2 protein-coding genes are annotated in these 1,247 nt (G+C 50.0%); both read right to left on the bottom strand.

Annotation, left to right across the window (positions count from 1 at the left end; translation table 11 throughout):
* The coding region (locus OA34_RS13325) for an NAD(P)-binding protein (RefSeq protein ID WP_286683069.1) at window positions 1-792 on the bottom strand (792 nt) is incomplete at its 3' end.
* Window positions 779-1,141 carry a hydrogenase maturation nickel metallochaperone HypA gene (gene hypA, locus OA34_RS13320; protein ID WP_039676243.1) on the bottom strand — a complete coding sequence of 121 codons (363 nt, stop codon included), beginning with the start codon at window positions 1,139-1,141 and terminating at the stop codon, window positions 779-781. The genes OA34_RS13325 and hypA, both read right to left, overlap by 14 nt.
* Between the last annotated feature and the right edge of the window lie 106 nt (window positions 1,142-1,247).

Here is a 1,247-nt window from a genome sequence, read left to right as displayed (position 1 = left end):
CACTCCCTTGGCATCTTCGTTTTCCATACCCGCGCTACGACCGATCGGAACGCCCAAGCCCAAAAAGACGGCATCGAATTTTTCTTGGAGTTCGCTCAAACTGACGTCTTTGCCGACTTCGGTGTTTAGGTGTACTTTCATTCCGGCATTTTTCATCCACTCGAAACGGCGTAAAATGACGCTTTTGGGGAGTTTAAAATTGGGGATTCCGTACATCAACAGTCCGCCCACGCGATTTTCCCTCTCGTAAAGCTCGACGTCGATGCCGGCTCTGAGTAAGAACGTCGCACAACTAAGCCCCGCAGGACCGGACCCAACGACCGCGACTTTGAACGTGCGTTCGCTGGCGCGACCGTAAAAAGGAACGGCTCCCTCTTCGATGGCTTTTTCGTTGAGATAGACTTCGACGTTGCCGATAGAAACGGCATGATAGGGCGTTTTCTCTAACGTACACGCACTTTCGCACAAGCCTTTTTTAGGGCAAACACGACCTAAAATTTCAGGGAAGGGCGAGCGCGCGTTGGAGAGCTCGAATGCGCTTACGTAGTCATGTTCGTAGGTCTTTTTCAGCCATCTGGGAATGTTGTTGTTGAGCGGACAGCCCGTACGACAGAACGTAAATTCACTCTCAAGCCCTCGCAAAAGGTCGATGGGGCATTGCAAACAACGGCTAGCTTGCGCCTTAGCTTCGTTCTCTTCAAAGTTATGGTAAATCGGATAATAATCTTGTGTACGCTCCTTTGCCGGACGCTTTTTCGGGTATGCTTTTGCAACGGTTTTATACTCTCTCATGCTCTTCCTCGATAATTTCTATGCTCTTGACATGTAACTCTTGTCCGCCGATCATCTTAACTTCCGCACTTTGGCATTTCGGGCAGACAAAACGGTTTTCGCTTACGACGCTTCGTGTGCCGCACGCTTTGCACACAAGCACGACGTCGCACACTTCAATTTCCAAGACCGCGTCGCGACAGATCGTATCTTCTTTAAAGGTTTCAAAACACTGTTCTAAAAAATGAATCTCGATGCCGCTGAGGCGTCCGATGCGAACACTTAGGCGTTTAATCGCTTTGGCACGATGCTTTTTCGCCTCTTTTTCGCACACGTCGATCAGCGATGCGACGATGGAATACTCATGCACGTTCTAGCCTTTATCGGCTTGAAGCGGTTCAAAAGTATCCTAATCAGCCACCCGAATCGCATCGGTCGTCAAGACTTGCACGCCACAGGGACCTGTGGGCAGATGA

The sequence above is a fragment of the Sulfurospirillum sp. MES genome (genome assembly GCF_000789415.1).
Classification (GTDB): Bacteria; Campylobacterota; Campylobacteria; order Campylobacterales; family Sulfurospirillaceae; genus Sulfurospirillum; species Sulfurospirillum cavolei.
Note: the sequence above shows the minus strand (reverse complement) of the source record. Positions and strands in the feature narration are given on the sequence as shown.